Annotated in this window: 17 protein-coding genes; 14 read left to right on the forward strand and 3 right to left on the reverse strand. The window is 62.0% G+C overall.

Going from position 1 to position 18,384, the window contains the following annotated elements; all coding sequences use genetic code 11:
* The first annotated feature begins 20 nt into the window (after positions 1-20).
* The 8 genes from urtE (at position 21) to ACIQ2A_RS12930 (ending at position 9,041) form a co-directional block, all read left to right on the forward strand.
* On the forward strand, positions 21-710 hold the full coding sequence (gene urtE, locus ACIQ2A_RS12895; RefSeq protein ID WP_398479639.1) for an urea ABC transporter ATP-binding subunit UrtE: 690 nt from the start codon (positions 21-23) through the stop codon (positions 708-710).
* A 46-nt stretch (positions 711-756) separates the two neighbouring features.
* Entirely contained in the window at positions 757-1,986 is a 1,230-nt protein-coding gene (gene fmdA / locus ACIQ2A_RS12900; protein WP_398479641.1) for a formamidase, read from the forward strand.
* A gap of 186 nt (positions 1,987-2,172) precedes the next feature.
* Positions 2,173-2,529 carry a zinc ribbon domain-containing protein gene (locus tag ACIQ2A_RS12905; RefSeq protein WP_398479643.1) on the forward strand — a complete coding sequence of 119 codons (357 nt, stop codon included), beginning with the start codon at positions 2,173-2,175 and terminating at the stop codon, positions 2,527-2,529.
* A 67-nt stretch (positions 2,530-2,596) separates the two neighbouring features.
* Entirely contained in the window at positions 2,597-3,436 is an 840-nt protein-coding gene (locus ACIQ2A_RS12910; protein ID WP_398479645.1) for an aldo/keto reductase, read from the forward strand.
* Positions 3,437-3,612: 176 nt separating this feature from the next.
* Positions 3,613-4,566 carry a DMT family transporter gene (locus tag ACIQ2A_RS12915; protein WP_398479647.1) on the forward strand — a complete coding sequence of 318 codons (954 nt, stop codon included), beginning with the start codon at positions 3,613-3,615 and terminating at the stop codon, positions 4,564-4,566.
* Between the two features lie 215 nt (positions 4,567-4,781).
* Positions 4,782-7,199, forward strand: a complete 2,418-nt coding sequence (locus ACIQ2A_RS12920) for an EAL domain-containing protein (protein ID WP_398479649.1) — start codon at positions 4,782-4,784, stop codon at positions 7,197-7,199.
* A 266-nt stretch (positions 7,200-7,465) separates the two neighbouring features.
* Complete coding sequence (locus ACIQ2A_RS12925) at positions 7,466-8,413, forward strand: helix-turn-helix domain-containing protein (RefSeq protein ID WP_398479651.1); 948 nt, start codon at positions 7,466-7,468, stop codon at positions 8,411-8,413.
* A gap of 4 nt (positions 8,414-8,417) precedes the next feature.
* Positions 8,418-9,041 (forward strand): cupin domain-containing protein, encoded by a 624-nt coding sequence (locus ACIQ2A_RS12930; RefSeq protein ID WP_398479653.1) that lies wholly within the window; start codon positions 8,418-8,420, stop codon positions 9,039-9,041.
* On the opposite strand, the gene ACIQ2A_RS12935 is transcribed toward ACIQ2A_RS12930, so the two are convergent.
* Positions 9,042-9,503, reverse strand: coding sequence for an Lrp/AsnC family transcriptional regulator (locus ACIQ2A_RS12935; protein WP_398479655.1), 462 nt, complete (start codon positions 9,501-9,503; stop codon positions 9,042-9,044).
* Positions 9,504-9,671: 168 nt separating this feature from the next.
* Between ACIQ2A_RS12935 and ACIQ2A_RS12940 the strand changes: the two genes are divergently transcribed.
* Positions 9,672-12,035 carry a transketolase gene (locus ACIQ2A_RS12940; protein ID WP_398479657.1) on the forward strand — a complete coding sequence of 788 codons (2,364 nt, stop codon included), beginning with the start codon at positions 9,672-9,674 and terminating at the stop codon, positions 12,033-12,035.
* 150 nt (positions 12,036-12,185) lie between these two features.
* On the opposite strand, the gene ACIQ2A_RS12945 is transcribed toward ACIQ2A_RS12940, so the two are convergent.
* Both ACIQ2A_RS12945 and ACIQ2A_RS12950 read right to left on the reverse strand, forming a co-directional pair.
* Entirely contained in the window at positions 12,186-12,422 is a 237-nt protein-coding gene (locus ACIQ2A_RS12945; protein ID WP_233022519.1) for an Lrp/AsnC family transcriptional regulator, read from the reverse strand.
* A 97-nt stretch (positions 12,423-12,519) separates the two neighbouring features.
* Positions 12,520-13,509 (reverse strand): Bug family tripartite tricarboxylate transporter substrate binding protein, encoded by a 990-nt coding sequence (locus ACIQ2A_RS12950; RefSeq protein ID WP_398479659.1) that lies wholly within the window; start codon positions 13,507-13,509, stop codon positions 12,520-12,522.
* Between the two features lie 180 nt (positions 13,510-13,689).
* Between ACIQ2A_RS12950 and thiD the strand changes: the two genes are divergently transcribed.
* From thiD to ACIQ2A_RS12975, 5 genes are all read left to right on the forward strand, one after another.
* Positions 13,690-14,490, forward strand: coding sequence for a bifunctional hydroxymethylpyrimidine kinase/phosphomethylpyrimidine kinase (thiD, locus tag ACIQ2A_RS12955; protein ID WP_398479661.1), 801 nt, complete (start codon positions 13,690-13,692; stop codon positions 14,488-14,490).
* 210 nt (positions 14,491-14,700) lie between these two features.
* Positions 14,701-15,360 (forward strand): class I SAM-dependent methyltransferase, encoded by a 660-nt coding sequence (locus ACIQ2A_RS12960; RefSeq protein WP_398479663.1) that lies wholly within the window; start codon positions 14,701-14,703, stop codon positions 15,358-15,360.
* A gap of 39 nt (positions 15,361-15,399) precedes the next feature.
* Positions 15,400-16,212, forward strand: coding sequence for a UDP-2,3-diacylglucosamine diphosphatase (locus ACIQ2A_RS12965; protein WP_398479665.1), 813 nt, complete (start codon positions 15,400-15,402; stop codon positions 16,210-16,212).
* Positions 16,212-17,261 carry a glycosyltransferase family 4 protein gene (locus tag ACIQ2A_RS12970; RefSeq protein ID WP_398479719.1) on the forward strand — a complete coding sequence of 350 codons (1,050 nt, stop codon included), beginning with the start codon at positions 16,212-16,214 and terminating at the stop codon, positions 17,259-17,261. The genes ACIQ2A_RS12965 and ACIQ2A_RS12970 overlap by 1 nt, the downstream gene beginning before the upstream one ends.
* A 46-nt stretch (positions 17,262-17,307) precedes the next feature.
* On the forward strand, positions 17,308-18,294 hold the full coding sequence (locus tag ACIQ2A_RS12975) for a threonine/serine dehydratase (protein WP_398479667.1): 987 nt from the start codon (positions 17,308-17,310) through the stop codon (positions 18,292-18,294).
* Positions 18,295-18,384 lie beyond the last annotated feature (90 nt).

Genomic DNA, 18,384 nt, shown 5'->3' on the forward strand with positions numbered 1-18,384 from the left:
CGGCACTTATGGAGACTCTCATGCTCGCCATTTCTGATCTCCATGTCGCCTACGGCCATGCCGAAGTGCTGCACGGCCTCAATGTGCAGGTCCAGCCCAACGAGATCGTGGCCATCATGGGCCGCAACGGCATGGGCAAGACCACGCTGATGAAATCGCTGATGGGCATCGTGCCGACCAAGTCGGGCTCGGTGACCATGGAAGGCAAGGAACTCGGCACGCTCAAGAGCTATGAGCGCGTCGCGCGTGGCCTCGCTTACGTGCCGCAGGGGCGCATGATCTTCTCGCACATGACCGTGCAGGAGAATATCGAAACCGGCCTCGTCGCATCCGGCGAGAAGAACGTGCCGGGTGATCTCTACGAACTCTTTCCAGTCCTGCTGGAAATGAAGGGGCGGCGGGGCGGCAATCTGTCCGGCGGCCAGCAGCAGCAGCTCGCCATCGCGCGCGCGCTCGCGACCAAGCCGAAGGTGCTTCTGCTGGACGAGCCGACCGAAGGCATCCAGCCGTCCATCATCAAGGACATGGCGCGCACCCTCAAGCACATCCGCGACACCAAGGGCCTGTCGATCATCGTGTCCGAACAGGTGTTGAGCTTTGCGCTGGATGTCGCCGACCGCGTGCTGGTCATCGAGAACGGCGAGATAGTTCGCGACGAGGCGCGCGAGGGCATCGATGCCGCGCAGATCGCCAAATATCTGTCCGTCTAGTCTTTTTCAGAAACTGCCAAGACTTGTAACCGAAGGGGAGCTTTGAATGCCTGATACACTGATCAAGGTCGATCTCACGCAGTCGGCCTACGACAACGACATGATTCACAATCGCTGGCATTCGGACATTCCCATGGTGGCGTGGGTCAATCCCGGCGATGATTTCATCGTCGAGACCTATGACTGGACCGGTGGCTTCATCAAGAACAATGACTCGGCTGATGACGTGCGCGACATCGATCTGTCGATCGTGCACTTCCTGTCCGGCCCGATCGGCGTCAAGGGCGCCGAGCCCGGCGATCTCCTCGTTGTCGATCTGCTTGATGTCGGCCCGATGAAAGATTCGCAGTGGGGCTTCAACGGCTTCTTCTCCAAGCAGAATGGCGGCGGATTCCTTACGGATCACTTCCCGCTGGCGCAGAAGTCGATCTGGGACTTCAAGGGCATGTACACGTCGTCGCGCCATATTCCCGGCGTGAACTTTGCCGGCCTGATCCATCCCGGCCTGATCGGCTGTCTGCCTGATCCCAAGCTGCTTGCCACGTGGAACGAGCGCGAGCAGGCGCTGATCGATACCAATCCAACCCGCGTCCCCGGTCTCGCCAATCCGCCGTTTGGCCCTACCGCACATATGGGCAGGCTTACGGGTGAGGCGAAGGCGAAGGCTGCGGCGGAAGGCGCACGCACGGTGCCACCGCGCGAGCATGGCGGCAATTGCGACATCAAGGACCTGTCGCGCGGCTCGAAAGTGTATTTCCCGGTCTATGTGCCCGGCGGTGGCCTGTCGATGGGCGACCTACATTTCAGCCAGGGCGACGGCGAGATCACCTTCTGCGGCGCCATCGAGATGGCGGGCTGGCTGCATATCAAGGTCGATATCATCAAGGATGGCGTTGCCAAATACGGCATCAAGAATCCGGTGTTCAAGCCGTCGCCGATGACGCCGAACTACAAGGACTTCCTGATCTTCGAAGGCATCTCGGTGGATGAGGCGGGCAAGCAGCATTATCTCGACGTGCATATCGCCTATCGTCAGGCCTGTCTGAATGCGATCGAATATCTGAAGAAGTTCGGCTATTCCGGCGCCCAGGCCTATTCGATCCTCGGCACGGCGCCTTGCCAGGGCCATATCTCCGGCGTGGTCGACGTGCCGAACGCTTGCGCCACATTGTGGCTGCCGACGGAGATCTTCGACTTCGACATCATGCCGTCAGGGGCCGGGCCGATCAAACATATCGACGGCTCGATCCAGATGCCGCTGTCGCCGGACAAGTAACTCGGTCAACTCGGCCGCGGCGCCATGTCATCGGCGCCGCGGCTGCCTTTTATCTCCGTCCTTTCAACCGTCATTGCGAGCGAAGCGAAGCAATCCTGCTTCTTTTGCGCCGCTTTCCGGATTGCTTCGTCGCTCCGCTCCTCGCAATGACGGGGAGAGGTCAGCGGCCAACGATGGATCACCATCATGCCGGTCTACGAATATCTCTGCGACGATTGCGGTCACTTCACCGACATGCGCCCGATGGCCGAATGCGATGATCCGCAGGATTGTCCACACTGCGCCACCTCGGCCCCGCGTGTCATGCTGACGGCGCCCGCATTCTTCTGCATGTCCTCGGACAAGCGCAAAGCGCATGCCACGAACGAGGAAAGCCGCAATGCGCCGAAGACGGTGGCGCAATACAAAGCCGGCCAGGACCGCGCCAAACACGGCGCCGGTTGCGGCTGTTGCTCCAGCAAGAAGCCCTCGCGGCTGATGAAGAAGACCGCGACAGGCTCGAAGAGCTTCCCGACCGCGCGGCCGTGGATGATCAGCCACTGACTCCTGCGCTGTGATGCGCTATCGTCCACTCCCGCGCCTATCGCGGGGGGCAGGCGGAGGCGCAATCATGCGACAGAATCCATTCGGAGCCACCGGGCACCATGTGTCCGTGATCGGGCAGGGCACCTGGTATATTGACCATGGCGACCGCGCTGCCGCGGTGAAGGCCCTGCAGGCCGGCCTCGATGCCGGCATGAGCCATATCGACACCGCGGAAATGTATGGCGACGCCGAGCCTGTCGTCGCTGAAGCCATCGCGGGGCGCCGCGACGAGGTGTTTCTCGTCTCCAAAGTCCTGCCGAGCAACGCCTCCCGCAAGGGCACTGTTGCCGCCTGCGAACGCTCGCTGAGGCGGCTGAATACGGATCGGCTCGATTGCTATCTGCTGCATTGGCGCGGACAGGTTCCGTTGGCCGAAACGGTTGCCGCCTTCGAGGAACTGAAATCCGCCGGCAAGATCGCGTCCTGGGGTGTGAGCAATTTCGACGCCGACGATCTCAACGAGTTGTTGCGCGTTGCGGGGAAGGGTGCCATCGCCTGCAATCAGGTGCTCTACCATCTGCAGGAACGCGCCATCGAACATCGCGTGATCCCCTGGTGCGAGCAGCATGGCGTCGCCGTGGTTGCCTATTCGCCGTTCGGTCATAATGACTTTCCGTCGCCGCGCTCGCCGGGCGGCCAATTGATGGCGCAGATCGCCGCCGCTCACGGTGCCAGTGCGCGTCAGGTGGCACTCGCCTTCCTGATCCGCCAAGCTGCGGTATTCACGATCCCGAAAGCGTCATCCGCTGCCCACGCAGCCGATAACGCCGCAGCTGGCGATCTCGTGCTGAGCGAGGCCGACATCGGCAAACTGGATAAGGCATTTCCCCGCGGGCGCGAGCCGTCGAGCCTGCCGATGCTCTGAGCGACCCGCCGGTCGTCATGCTGCAGTGCATGATCATGCGAGGCTGATCGCGCAGCGTCGTCTGTTGCATAACGCCGTCCTGTTATCGGAGGTTGTCCCAACGGCGCGAACGGCGTTTTGTGAGGCTCCAGATTCGGCCCGCATATTTTGCCGGGCCCAGCAGCCGGTTTCCTCCCGTGACCACTCATGTTCCGCCGCCGAAGGTCAGCGTACCCGTGCAGGCAGCCCGTCATCTCGACAAGCCGCTCTTCGGCCTTCTCCTGATCGTCTGCTCCACGGCCTTCCTGGCATCGTCGGACACCATGGCGAAATACCTGTCGCGCGGCGGCATGCCGCCGGTGGAGATCGCCTGGATCCGTTTTACGGTCTTCGCCCTGATCATGCTGCCGATGGTGCTGGTCCCGTCGGGCGGGAAGGCGCTGCGTTCGAGCCGACCGCTGCTGCAGGTCTTTCGTGGGCTGGGTCTGCTCGGCTCGTCGATCTTCTTCATTATCGGCCTCAGCTATCTGCCGATCGCAGAGGCGACTGCCACCGGCTTCATCTCGCCGATATTCGTCACCAGCCTGTCGGTGATCTTTCTTGGCGAGAAGGTCGGCCTGCGCCGATGGACGGCCACCATCGTCGGACTGATCGGCGTGCTCATCATCGTGCGGCCGGGCACCGCGGCATTTCAACCGGCGGCAATCTTTCCGATCGTCTCTGCACTCGGCTGGGCAGCGGCACTGGTGCTGACGCGCAAGATGAGCGGGGCGGATCAGCCCATCACCACCATGGCCTATGCCGCGATCGTCGGTTTCCTTGTGCTCAGTGTATTCGTGCCGTTCTACTGGACGTCGCCGACGCCGATCCAACTGGCGATCGGTGTGGCGATCGGTGTGTCATCGACGGTCGGTCACTGGATCGTGGTGGTTGCGTTCCGCTATGCCGATGCGTCGGTGCTGGCGCCATTCTCCTATGTCCAATTGATGTGGGTGACGTTGCTCGGCTTCGTCGTCTTCTCCGAAATTCCGGATATCTGGACCTTCGTCGGTGCCGCGGTCATCATCGCGTCCGGCGTTTACACGGCGCATCGCGAGCGCGTGCGGCGGGCAAAAATTGTAGTCCCCGCCGAGCCGTATCCGACTTCGTGATGAACTCATAAATCACGCGATCATGCCCGCACGGTAGGCCGATCCGCATCTGCGGCATCATCATGCACATGCTGCGCAGGATGATACTCAGATTCATTTCGCTTCATTGCAGCTTAAGAATAAAGCTTGTTCCACGCACGTTTTCCGCGTGTTTTAAGCAATGAGAACGCGAGACGCGTTATGATCCAATAGCCTACTCAAGCGTTGGTATCGTTATGCTGAGAGTTTGGAATTGCATCGAGACGCAGCATGACTGGCGGTTGATCCTGCTGGCAGCTGCAGTGTGTTTTCTCACCAGCCTTGCGGCGGTGAACCTGTTCACGCGTGCGCGCACCGCATCCCCTGACACGCGCCTGGCCTGGCTGGTCACCTCCGGCGTCGTCACCGGCTTCGGTACGTGGGCCACGCATTTCATCGCGATGCTCGCTTACACGCCGGGCTTCGACCTGCATTACGACCTCATCATCACCGCCTGCTCGCTGGTCGCATCCGCCGTGATGACCACTGCCGGTTTTGCGATCGCGATCTTTCGTCGCTCGAAGCAGAATGCAATGCTTGGCGGCGCGGTCATCGGACTCGGCATCGCTTGCATGCACTATATGGGAATGGCGTCGCTGCGCATTCCTGCGACCATCCAATGGCTGCCCGACCTCGTCACGACATCGATCATCGGCGGCATGGTGCTCGGTGCATTCGCCATGCTTGTCGCGCAGACTGCGGATAAGCCAGCGAAGCTGCTCGGTGCGGCGCTGCTGCTGACGCTTGCAATCTGCGTGCATCACTTCGTCGCCATGGGCGCGATCAGCCTCACCTACAAGGCCGGCATCGACGGCAGTGAAAGCCTGCTGTCGCCGATCGAATTGTCGCTGGCGATTGCAGCATTCACCGTCACCGTCGTCATCGCCGGTCTGGTCGTGGCCGTCTCGGATCAGCGCAGCCGGCGCAGCATGCGCCAGCGTAACATGCAGCTCGATGCGGCTTTGAATAATATGGGGCAGGGCCTGTGCATGTATGATGCGCAGGGCGGGCTCGAATTGTGGAACGACAGTTACGTCCGTATGTATCGCATTGCCCCGGAGAAGATGGTGCTGGGCGCCACCATGGCGGAAGTTGTGGCGCTGCGCAGCGCTTCCGGCATGCTGTTCACCGAGCAGGATCGCTATGATGCGCAGCTGGAGGCGGCGATCGCCGAGCGCAAGCCGGCGAGCCAGACGGCTGAACTGCCCGACGGGCGCACCATCCAGGTGCGCTATCGTCCGATGGATAGCGGCGGCTGGGTGGTGATCCATGCCGACATCACAGATCGCAAGCAGACCGAGGCGCGTATCGTGCATCTCGCGCGTCACGACCCGATCACCGATCTGCCAAACCGCGTCGCGTTCAACGAATATCTGGCGCGGGTGTTCAGCGAGGCATCGGCAGGGCATGGCTCGTTCGCGGTGGTGCGCATCGATATCGATCGCTTCCGGGAGATCAACGAGGTGTTCGGCCAGTCGATGGGCGATGCGGTGTTGGCCGAGATCGCCAAGCGGCTCGCGGCGGCAAGCAATGGAGCCTTCCTGGCGCGGCCCAGTGGCGATATCTTTTCAATCGTCAGCCATCTCGGTGCGGAGCCGCAGACGGTGGATGATCTCTGTGCGCGACTGTCGGCAGTGCTCGACAACACGCTGCAGATCGATCGCCAGACGGTTCGCGTTCGCTGCAGTATCGGCATCTCCGTCTATCCGCAGGATGGCAACGATACCGAAAGCCTGATCGCCCATGCCGATCTCGCGCTCGACCGCGCCAAGGCTGAGGAGCGCGGAACGATCCGTTTCTTTGAGGCGGAGATGGATCAGCAGATCCGCGAAAAGCGCCTGCTGCAGCGCGACCTCGTGGTGGCTATCGAGAACGAGCAGTTCGAACTCTATTTCCAGCCGCAGGCGTCCGCTGATGGCACCATCGTGGCCTTCGAGGTGCTTCTGCGCTGGCGTCACCCGGAGCGCGGCATCGTTTCGCCCGCGGTGTTCATCCCGCTGGCGGAAGAGACGGGCCTGATCAGCGCCATCGATGCGTGGGTGTTACGTCAAGCATGCCGGGAGGCCGCGACCTGGCACAATCCGCTCTCCATTGCGATCAATCTCTCGCCGGTGGATTTCCGCACCGGCGATGTACCGGCCATGCTGGCGTCGGTGTTGAAAGAGACCGGTCTTGCACCCGAGCGGGTCGAGATCGAGATTACCGAAGGCGTGTTGATCGACGACTTTGCCGGCGCCATTGCTATTTTGCGCGATATCAAGGCGCTCGGCGTCCGCGTGGCCATGGATGATTTCGGCACCGGCTATTCCAGCCTCAGCTATCTGCAGGCTTTCCCGTTCGACAAGATCAAGATCGACCAGACTTTTGTCATGAAGCTGGAGACAAACCCGCAATCGGCAGCGATCGTGCATGCGATTATCGGCCTCGGCCGTTCGCTGAAGCTCCCGGTCATCGCCGAAGGCGTCGAAACTGCAGCGCAACTTTCTTTCCTCGCCTCGGAAGGCTGCGCGGAAATCCAGGGCTTCCTGATCGGTCGTCCCTATCCGATCGCGCACTACCGAAAGGTCGTCACCTCGGGAAAAGGCCGTGCGATTGAAGTGAAGCGCGCGAGCTGAACTATGACGGGACGTTACGTCGCGTGATTGTTCGCTTTCTCTCACACATCGATAATTCAGCGGTATTTGCGCGCGGATTCGTGATCGCTCGTGAACTCGCTCCTCAGTTGCCGAGTCCGATTTCAACAATACCTAGCTGAGGATTTCCCTCAGGCTCCGACAGTCTTGGATCATCCCGTCATCAGAACAGGCCCATGTCTTGGTCCCGACGGGCGACCACCACCGCAGCCTTGCGGTGGCGGGGGCTGATAACCGGAGTTGTCGTTATGACTGATACGTTGAAAACCGGAGCCATCGATATTGTAGCCGGTGAGGCCGATGCGTTCGGTGACGTGGTGGCGGACGCCATGATCGCCGCCGGGCTCAAGGTCTCTCATCCGCATCCGCTTCTGGCCGATTTCGTCGAGGACATCTGGGATCTCGACATTCCCGATGGTGACATCGCGCGGCGGCTGATCATCAGGGTGCCGCCCAGCGCCTATGCATTCCTGTTTTTGCAGTATCGCACCTCGATCGTGTCCGAATGGACATTCGGCAGCGCGAATGTTCCACGATTCTCCAAGCGCCGTTCCGCCATCAAGGTACAGAGTGGCATCATCACCGCACGACCCATGGGGCCGCTCGGCGCCATCATCGTGCGCATCAAGCCTGAAGCCTGGGAGCGGGTCGTTCGCGCACCGCTATCCAATTTTCTCGATCACAAGATCGATCTCCACGAGGTCCTGGACAAACAGGCTCTCGCAGAGATCGAAGATGAACTGGCGGCAGCCCCGCATGCGGATGCACGGTTTGCGCTGATCGAGGAACTGCTATTTCGCGAAATGCGGCCTTCGCATCTACGGACGCCATTGATGCAGGCGGCGGCGCGCCTGCGCTTCGACCCGGCGCTGCAGATCCGGCAACTGGCGTCCGAGCTAGACATCAGCGTGCGCCATCTGTCGCGCGGCTTCAAGGCCACCTTCGGCACGGGCCCCAAGCAGTTCGCGCGTCTCGCCCGTGTCGAGAAGGCCTTCGCCGCGCGCCGTGACGGCCATTGCTGGACTGATATCGCCCATGCCTGCGGCTTTGCCGATCAGGCCCATCTGATCCACGACTTCCGCGCGATCATCGGGGCGGCACCGGAGGAAATCTTCAAGCCGCCGGTGTTTCGCACATGGGTTGCCGAAGGACGACTGAGGGCACGGCCGTTCTTCAATCTGTTCGTTGCCGGTTGATCCGATGCTGGTGTGGTTCTTGGTCGTCGGCCTGATGCACTGGGTTGGTCCGGTGAGTTGGTTCGGCAGGAACAGCTGGCTCATGGCCTATCTGCGGAAGACACGTCAGTGGAGGAGTGGATTGATGAAACCAAGACTCGTGTCGTTACCGGGCGCGATCGTGACCGGTGCCCGGGATCTTCACTGGATCGAGGCTACGCCGGGCGATCTGATGGCGCTGCGGATTCATAGTCGCGATGTCGCCGGTGCTTTCACTGTCGTGGAAGCGCGTGTGATGCCATTCAGTGGTCCGCCGCTGCATGTTCACAATGAGCGCGACGAGATCTTCGAAGTGCTCGAAGGCCGGTTTCGCTTTCTCTGTGCCGGCGATACCTTCGATATCACGGCGGGAACGACGGTCGTCGTCCCGCGGGGCGTCGCGCATGCGTGGGTCAATCTGGGCTCGCGGCCGGCGCGTCTGTTGTTCTCTTTCGTGCCGGGCGGAATCGATGGTCTGTTCGAGGAGATTGGTCGTACCCCGCCGGATCAATGGGCGGCACTGGCTGCGCTGCACGTCGTCGAGGGCGCGGCGGAGCCATGCCGGGCCTATCGTGGCGAGAATATCGCCTTTCTCATGCCATTGCCGTGATCATACGGGTAATGCGATCGAATACTTCACCTGGCTCAGCGCAAAGCTCGATTCAATCGACGCGATGCCGTCGAGCCGGGTGAGCTTGTTCTTGAGGAAAGCCTCGTAGGAGGCGAGATCGGCAGCGACCACGCGCAGCAGATAGTCGCGATTGCCGGTCATCAGGTAACATTCCAGCACCTCGTCCCATTTCGAAATCGCCTTGGCGAAGCGATTGAGGTCTTCTTCCTTCTGCCTGACCAGCTTGATCGAAATAAAGACGCTGACGGGAAGGCCGACAGCTTTCTGATCCACCAGCGCCATGTAGCCGGAAATCACGCCGCGCTGCTCAAGCAGTTTGACACGGCGATGGCAGGGCGAAATCGACAGGCCCACTTTGTCCGCCAGTTCCTGCATGGTCAGCCGGCTGTCGATCTGCAGCGCGGCCAGGATCTTGCGGTCGATCATGTCCAGCGTTTGCATGCGGAGACCCGGAATTGGAATAAATTGGTGGAACGGGAGCGTTGGCGATCAGTTTATTCCAATATGTTGCCTCTTGTCGCCATAAATTGGGAAAATCCGGAAATCGCCGATCGCTAGAATGGTGCCAATTCACGAACCGGATCAGCCGGCCATACACGGGAGCCCACCATGCCGATCGATGACAGCCGCCTGCAGATGCTGACGGCGCTGGCCAAGAAGGCGCTCTGGCTTTCGTCCTGGACCATCCACAACGCCAACCACATTCGCCCCAACACCGATGGCCTCAAGGTCGGCGGTCATCAGGCGTCATCCGCATCGCTCGCGACCATCATGTCGGCGCTGTATTTCTCGGTACTGAAGCCGGAGGATCGCGTTGCGGTGAAGCCGCATGCGTCGCCGATCTTCCACGCGATCCAGTATCTGTTCGGCAATCAGACGCGCGAGAAGCTGGAGAACTTTCGCGGCTTCAAGGGTGCGCAGAGCTATCCGTCGCGCACCAAGGATGTCGATGATGTCGACTTCTCCACAGGATCGGTCGGCCTCGGTGTTGCGCAGACGCTGTTCTCGTCGCTGGTGCAGGATTACGTGTCTGCTCATGGGCTGATCGGGGATCGCCGCGAAGGCCGCATGATCGCGCTGGTTGGCGATGCGGAGATGGATGAAGGCAACATCTTCGAGGCGCTGGTCGAAGGCTGGAAGCATGGCCTGCGCAATTGCTGGTGGATCATCGACTACAATCGTCAGAGCCTCGATGCCGTCGTGCGTGAGGGACTGTGGGAAAAATTTGAATCCATGTTCCGCAATTTCGGCTGGGACGTGGTCATCGTGAAGTATGGCCGGCTGATGGATGCGGCTTTTGCCGAGCCGGGCGGTCTGGCGCTGAAGACCTGGATCGATAATTGTCCGAACCAGCGCTACGCGGCGCTGTGCTTTCAGGGCGGGGCGGCATTCCGCAAGCGGCTGCATGACGAGATCGGCGATCAGGGCGACGTCACCGCGCTGATCGATCGGCGCAGCGACGACGAACTATTGGCGCTGATGTCCAATCTCGGTGGCCATGACATGGCCAGCATGATCGAGGCGTTCGAGACGATCGATCACGATCGCCCGGTCTGCTTCATCGCCTATACGATCAAGGGCGTCGGGCTGCCGTTCCAGGGGCACAAGGACAATCACGCCGGCCTGATGACGCCGACGCAGATGGAGAAATGGCGCGAGAGCCAGAATATTCGGCCGGGCCAAGAATGGGACAAGTCCGAAGGGCTGGCGCAGGATGCAGCGGCGCTGGAGGCATTTCTCAAGCAGGTGCCTTTCGTGCAGCAAGGCCGTCGCCGCCTTGATGCGCCGACGATCGAGGTTCCGGATACACTGCAATTCAAGCCGGCTTCGGAGATGTCCACGCAGCAGGGCTTTGGCCTGATCCTCAACGAACTCGCACGCAGCGAGACGGAGCTGGCGTCACGGATCGTCACGGCATCGCCGGACGTCACCGTGTCCACCAATCTCGGCGCCTGGGTCAACCGCCGCGGTTTGTTCGCCAAGGCGGAGAATGCCGACCTGTTCCGGCAGGAGAAGATCCCATCGACATTCGCGTGGGATTACTCGCCGAAGGGCCAGCATATGGAGCTCGGGATCGCCGAGATGAATCTCTTCATCATGCTCTCGGCGCTCGGTCTGTCGCACAGCATCAATGGCGCGCGGCTGCTGCCGATCGCCACGCTGTATGATCCCTTCATCGAGCGCGGCCTCGATGCGCTGAATTATGCCTGCTACCAGGATGCGCGCTTCATGGTGGCGGCGACGCCATCGGGCATCACGCTGGCGCCGGAAGGTGGCGCGCATCAGTCGATCGCGACGCCTCTGATCGGCATGGCACAGGACGGGCTGGCATCTTACGAGCCGGCCTTTGTCGATGAACTCGCCGTCATCATGCGCTGGGGCTTTGCGCATATGCAGCGCGCGGCCGGCGAGGGCGGCTCGGTCTATCTGCGGCTCTCGACACGCGCCATCGAGCAGCCAAAGCGCATCATGACGCCGGATTTGCAGCAGCACATCACGGACGGCGCCTACTGGCTGCGCAAGCCCGGCGACAATTGCGATCTGGTGATTGCCTATACGGGCACGCTGGCGCCGGAAGCGATCGAGGCGACCGGGCTGCTCGGCGAAGCGCATCGCGATATCGGGCTACTGGCGATCACGTCTGCGGATCGTCTGCATACGGGCTGGACAGCAGCGCGGCGTATCCGTCGCGAGCAGCGCGTGCCGCAGCAGAGCCATATCGAAAAACTCCTGGCGCCGCTGCCGCGCGATTGCGGCATCGTCGCGGTGCTCGACGGTCATCCGGCCACACTCGGCTGGATCGGCGCGGTGCATGGCCATCGGCTGGAAGCGCTCGGCGTCGAGCATTTCGGCCAGACCGGCACCATCGGTGATCTCTATCGCCATCACGGCATCGACGCGAATGCGATCATCGATGCGGCAGAGGCGTTGAGCCCGGCGGCGCCCGTGCGGCATCGGAAGATGGCGGTGTAGTCGTTCGGACGGCCGCACACCCCATGTCATCCCCGCGAAGGCGGGGATCCATAAACGCTGTCGCCCTGACGCAGTAAGGCCGGTGACGAACGGCGTCGTCGGAGGCTATGGGTCCCCGCCTTCGCGGAGACGACGATAGATTGGTCGCGCTCAAAACGCCTTGAACGTGATGATCGTATGCGTGTCCTGGATGCCGGGCAGCACCTGCACCTTCTCGTTCACGAAGTGACCGATATCGGTGTCCTTATCGACATAGAACTTCACCAGCAGGTCGTAATGGCCGGCGGTGGAATAGATTTCCGAGGCGATCTCGGCCTCTGCCAGCGCATTGGCCACGATGTAGGACTGGCCGAGCTTGCACTTGATCTGGACAAAGAAGGGGATCATCGGGATTCTCCGAACATAGGCGTCTGGAGATCATCAAGCCCAAAACAGCCGGTGTGGCAAGGCCGCCGGGAACCGGCGGCCGCCACCTCTGGTCCGGTCAGGCCGGCTGCAGGCCGAGGGCCTGTGCGGCCTCCAGCCAGACCGGCAGTTCCTTCTGATACAGCGCGTTGGTTTCCTTGAAGCCGAGCGCCGGCTCCAGCGCCACGGTCTTGAGGACTTCCTTGATCTTCGGATCGTTATTGGCCTGCACGAACAGCGCAGCGAGCCTGTCGACGATCGGTTGCGGCGTGGCCTTGGGCACCGCCCAGCCGGAGAAGCCGCTCACCGTGAAGAATTTCGACGTCGCGCCCTGCTCGGGCAGCGTCTTCACCTCGGGGATGGCATCGACCTTTTTCGAATGGACGGCGAACACCACGCCGCGATTGCTCTGCAGCACCGATTGCGCAGCAGTGTAGCTGCCCATGGCGAAATCCAGCGAGCCGTCGGCGAGACCGGTCCACATCGGCGCTTCGCCGCGATAGTGGATCGGTTCGATCTTCAGGCCATATTGCTTGTTGAGCTCATTGACCGTGAAATGCGGCGCCGAGCCGACGCTATAGGTGCCGAAATTGACCTTGTCCTTTTTCTTCGCGAAGGCGACGAAATCGTCGAGCGACTTCACGCCCGATGTGGGACTGGCGACCAGCAGCAGCCCCGCGCCGGGGACGACGCTGACAAGGGACAGATCCTTGTCCATATCATAGCCCGGGGTCTTCAGCATCACCCGGTTCATCACATAGGTGGTGGAGATCGAACACAGGATGGTGTGGCCGTCGGGCTCGGCGCGTGCGACTTCAGCGGTGCCGATGGCGCCGGATGCGCCGGCCTTGTTTTCGACCACCACGGTCTGGCCGATCTGCTTGCCGATGAATTCGCCGAACGAGCGTGCGAGAAGATCGGTCTGTCCGCCGGCGGGATAGCTGCAGACCATGCGGATCTGTTTCGACGGCCAGGCGGCTTGCGCCGAGGCGCCGCGTGACAGGAACGGCAAGGCAAGCGCGGACGTGCCGGCAGCCAAAAAGTGGCGGCGATCGAGTGTGATGGACATGGTTTCCTCCGGTGATTTTTTCCGGACGGTAGCCCAAGGAACTGGCGCCGGCCATGCGTGATTTAGGACAGATTGGCGCATCACCGCCGGCTGTCTGGAGAGCTTCGGGTTGCTGGTCTCGCACCGCCGCGCTAGGACTAGTGATAGCCGCTTTCTGTCTGATTTGATGCGAGTTTTCCGATGCCAACACCGATTGCGCTGACCATTGCCGGCTCCGACTCCTCGGGCGGCGCCGGCATTCAGGCTGATCTCAAGACGTTCGCAGCGCTGGGCGTCTATGGCGCGTCGGCGATCTCGGCGCTGACATCGCAGAACACCCACGGCGTCACCGGCATCCATCAGGTGCCGGCGGACTTCGTCTCGGCTCAGATCGATGCCGTGTTCGTCGATCTCGCGGTGGGGGCGGTGAAGATCGGCATGGTCGCGCAGCGCGACGTCATCGAGGTCATCGCTGCCAACCTTGCCAGGTGGCAGCCGAAACATGTGGTGCTCGATCCGGTGATGGTGGCGACGTCGGGCGACCGGCTGCTGGTGCCGGAGGCGATCGACGCGCTGCGCACGGTGCTGATCCCGCGCGCCGATATAATCACGCCAAACCTGCCGGAGGCGGCGGCGTTGCTCGACGAGCCGATCGCCGAAGGGGATGCCGCCATCGAGGCGCAGGGCAAGCGCCTGCTTGGCCTCGGCTGCAAGGCGGTGCTGATCAAGGGCGGCCATGGCGACGGGCCGCAGAGCACGGATTATTTCGTCACATCCAATGGTGCCATTGCTCTGCCGGCAACGCGGGTGGCGACAAAGAACACCCATGGCACCGGCTGCACGTTGTCGTCGGCCATCGCTGCTGAGCTCGCCAAAGGGGCTGACCTGGAAAGCGCCGTGCGTTCGGCGAAGGCCTATGTGACCGCGGCCATCGCCGCCGCTGACAAGTTCACCGTCGGGCACGGCCATGGGCCGGTGCATCATTTCCACGGCTTTTATTAGCGCCCGACCGTAGGGCGGATGAGCGCAGCGTAATCCGCCGGCCGGCCTCATAGTTGAAACTCCACGGCGGATTATGCCTTCGGCTCATCCGCCCTACGACAACCCACAGAAGCTGCGACACTCTGTCGTCGATCTGTCATCCCGCCTTGATATCAGCCGAACAGCACACGGGTTGTCCGATTCCACCGGACACGCTGGACGGAACCTTCGATGACGACGCTGGATCTCGAAAAGTCCATTGTTGAAACGGCCTATGCCCGCTGGGCGCCGATCTATGATGCGGTGTGCGGCCCGGTGATGTTGAAGGGCCGTCGCGCGGCCGCCGAGGCGGCGCGCAATGTCGGCGGCAAGGTGCTTGAAGTCGGCGTCGGCACCGGCCTGTCTTTCGAGGACTATGACAGCAGCACGGAAGTGACCGGTATCGACCTCTCCGCGCCGATGCTCGCAAAAGCGCGCAACAAGATGGCGTCGGGCCGCTTTCCCTGGGTGAAGGACGTCCAGCAGATGGACGCGCACGCCATGGAGTTCGCGGACGCCACATTCGATTGCGTGGTCGCGCAGTTCGTCATCACGCTGGTCGAGAATCCCGAGCAGGTGCTGTCCGAATGCCACCGCGTGGTGAAGCCGGGCGGCCGCATCATTCTGGTCAATCATCTCTATTCGGAAACCGGCTGGGCCGCGGCGCTGGAGCGCTGGGCAGCGGAGAAAACGCGCTCGCTCGGCCTGCGCCCGGAATTCCCCTTCGCACGGCTGCAGGCATGGTCGCAGGCAAATGCCGATTCCGTTCTTGTCGAGCGTCGCAAGCTGCGGCCGTTCGGCATTTATACGCTCGTGACTTTCGAGAGAACCGCACCGGCGCTGGCGGCATAACGTCATCGTCCGGTCACGCAAATTTGCTAGCCGCTCGCTATGGAAAGAGACGCGATGAGTGAAGGCAACGAACACCGCTTTCGCACCTTGTTCATCTCCGACGTTCATCTCGGAGCACGAGGCTCGCAGGCCGAAAAGCTGCTGGATTTTCTCCGCGTCCACGACGCCGATACCATCTATCTGGTCGGCGACATCGTGGATGGCTGGGCGCTGAAGGGCGGCTGGCACTGGCCGCAGTCCCATAACGACTTCGTGCAGAAGATGCTGCGCAAGGTCCGTAAGGGTGCCAAGATCATCTACATCCCCGGCAATCACGACGAATTCCTGCGCAATTACTACGGCACGCATTTCGGCGGCATCGAGGTCGTCGAGACCGCGACGCATGAAGGCGTGGACGGCAAGAAGTATCTCGTCATCCACGGCGATATCTTCGATCTCGTGGTGCAGAACGCGCGCTGGCTCGCCCATCTCGGCGACAAGGCCTATGACTTCGCGATCCAGATGAATCGTCTGGTCAACGCCTTCCGTCGCCTGTTCGGCTTCCCTTACTGGTCGCTGTCGAAATGGGCCAAGATGAAGGTGAAGAACGCGGTGAATTTCATCGGCGCGTTCGAAGAGACGCTGGCCGGTGAAGCGCGTCGCCACGGTGCTGATGGGGTGATCTGCGGTCACATCCATTATGCGACCATCCGCGACGAGCACGGCATCCGCTACATGAATTGCGGCGACTGGGTCGAGAGCTGTACCGCGCTGGTCGAGCACGAGGACGGTCGCTTCGAAATCCTCACCTGGGCCGATGTGGCCAAGAAGGATGAACCGGTGCGGGCACTCGCCGCCGCAAAGGCCGCTTGATGCGCATCCTGGTCGCCACCGACGCCTGGCACCCGCAAGTCAACGGCGTCGTTCGCACGCTGACCATGATGGCGGAAGCTGCGAAGACCCTCGGCGTCGAGGTCTCGTTCCTCACGCCGGAGACGTTCCATACATTCGGGATGCCGAGCTATCGCGATCTCCGTGTCGCCATTCCGCGCCGTCGCAAGATCGCGCGCATGATCGAGGCGGCCAAGCCCGACAATATCCATATCGCCACCGAAGGCCCCATCGGCTTTGCCGCGCGCGCCTATTGCCGCCGCCGGGGCATTCCGTTCACGACCAGTTTTCACACGCGTTTCCCCGAATATATCTCCGCGCGCTTTCCAATTCCCGAGGCCTGGGTCTGGGCCGGGCTGCGCTGGTTTCATGGCGCAAGCTCTGCGGTGATGGCGGCGACACCCGCGCTCGCCACTGAACTGCGGGAGCGCGGCTTCAAGAATGTGGTCCTGTGGCCGCGTGGCGTCGACGGCCATCTGTTCCGTCCGCGCGATGTCGATCTCGGCTATGCGAAGCCGGTCTATTTGTCAGTCGGCCGCGTTGCCGTGGAAAAGAATCTCGACGCGTTCCTGTCGCTCGATTTGCCTGGCACCAAGGTGATTGTTGGTGACGGGCCCGCGCATGCGGAGCTGCAGGCGAAATATCCGAAGGCGGTGTTCCTCGGCTCGCTGCAGGGCGAGGAACTGGCGCGGGTCTATTCCGGCGCCGATGTGTTCGTGTTTCCGAGCAAGACCGACACCTATGGCCTCGTCCTGCTGGAGGCGCTCGCCAGCGGCGTGCCGGTGGCGGCACTGCCTGTCACTGGGCCGAAGGACGTGATTGGCACGGCATCCGTCGGCGTGCTGTCGGACGACCTTCAGGCGGCCTGCCTGCAGGCGCTCAAGATCGACCGCCAGGCCTGTCTCGATTTCGCGGCCAACCACACCTGGGAAGCCTCGGCGCGGGCGTTTGTCGGGAATATCAGCCAGGTGCGGGCGGATTTGCAGGCCCAGCCTGCCACCCGCGCGCAACAGCCCAGCATCGCCGTCTGATCTCGGCCACTTGTCCGTTGCTTGCTACGCGCGGTAGCATGCATGCATGACAAACACAGCCTTGCCGATCTCCGCCGCCGATATCGATGCCGCCGCCCGGGTCATTGCACCTTATGCCGTGCGCACCCCGCTCTTGCCGTCGCCCGCGCTGGATGCGCTGACCGGTGGGCGCATTTTCGTCAAACCGGAAGTGCTGCAGCGGACCGGCTCGTTCAAATTCCGTGGCGCCTTCAACAAGCTGGCCTCGATCCCGCAGAATGAGCGCAGTCGTGGCGTGGTCGCGTTTTCGTCCGGCAATCATGCCCAGGGTGTCGCCGCCGCCGCGCAGATCCTCGGCATGAAGGCGACCATCGTGATGCCGTCCGATGCGCCGGCCATGAAGGTCGCCCGCACGCGCGGCTATGGCGCCGAGGTCGTGCTCTATGATCGCGACAAGGAAGACCGCGAGGCGATCGCGCGAAAAATCTCCGGCGACAGCGGCGCCACCGTGGTGCCGCCCTATGACGATGTGTTCGTCATGGCTGGGCAGGGCACCGTGGGTCGCGAGATTGCCGAAGATCTGGCCGCCCTCACGGTCGTGCCGGATATCGTCTCGGCGCAGGCATCCGGTGGCGGCCTGATCGGCGGCATCGCTGTCGCCGTGAAGTCGCGCTTTGCCGATGCGTCGATTATCGTTGCGGAGCCTGCGGGCTATCACGACCACGAATTGTCACTCGCAGCCGGCAAGCCGGTTGCCCATGGCAATAGCGGCCGCACCATCTGCGATGCCCTGATGGCGCAGCAGCCCGGCGACATCACGTTCGCCGTCAACAAGCACCTGCTCGCCGGCGCGGTCAGCGCCACCGATGAGGAGGTGATGGAAGCCATGGCCTTTGCGTTTCGCGATCTAAAACTGGTTGTCGAGCCTGGCGGCGCCGTGGCACTGGCGGCACTGCTGAAGGGCAAGATCGACGCCCGCGGAAAGACTGTGGTGATCGTGCTGTCCGGCGGCAATGTGGATGCCGAGCTGTATAGCAAAGCGATCAGTGCATAAGCGTGGATCGTAGGGCGGATAAGCGCAGCGTAATCCGCCGTCCTTCGCCACATGCACTCGGCCGGCGGATGACGCCTTCGGCTCATCCGC

This window comes from Tardiphaga sp. (assembly GCF_044336785.1).
Taxonomy (GTDB): domain Bacteria; phylum Pseudomonadota; class Alphaproteobacteria; order Rhizobiales; family Xanthobacteraceae; genus Tardiphaga.